The following is a 255-nucleotide window of genomic DNA, read 5'->3' on the forward strand; positions in this document are numbered from 1 at the left end:
AGCAAATGGGACATTATCATTGCGTCGGGGCGGCCTTATGCGGTGCACGCTTTCGAGCTGTTTCGTTTAACTCAGGGTTCGGCATGAGTCTGGCTATTTATTAAATCCCAGACAGCAAAAAACCCGTTACATCGCTGTAACGGGTTTCTCTTATTTGGAGCCTGGCAATGTCCTACTTTCACATAGCAAATGCTACACTATCATCGGCGCTGTTTCGTTTCACTACTGAGTTCGGCATGGGGTCAGGTGGGTCCA

General features: G+C 48.6%; 1 rRNA gene. It reads right to left on the minus strand.

The annotated features are described in order from the left end of the window. Positions 1-159: 159 nt before the first annotated feature. Positions 160-255 (minus strand): 5S ribosomal RNA (gene rrf, locus PSH54_RS20885); the annotation flags it as partial.

The sequence above is a fragment of the Pseudoalteromonas sp. Angola-30 genome (genome assembly GCF_028599215.1).
In the GTDB taxonomy this organism is placed as follows: domain Bacteria; phylum Pseudomonadota; class Gammaproteobacteria; order Enterobacterales; family Alteromonadaceae; genus Pseudoalteromonas; species Pseudoalteromonas atlantica.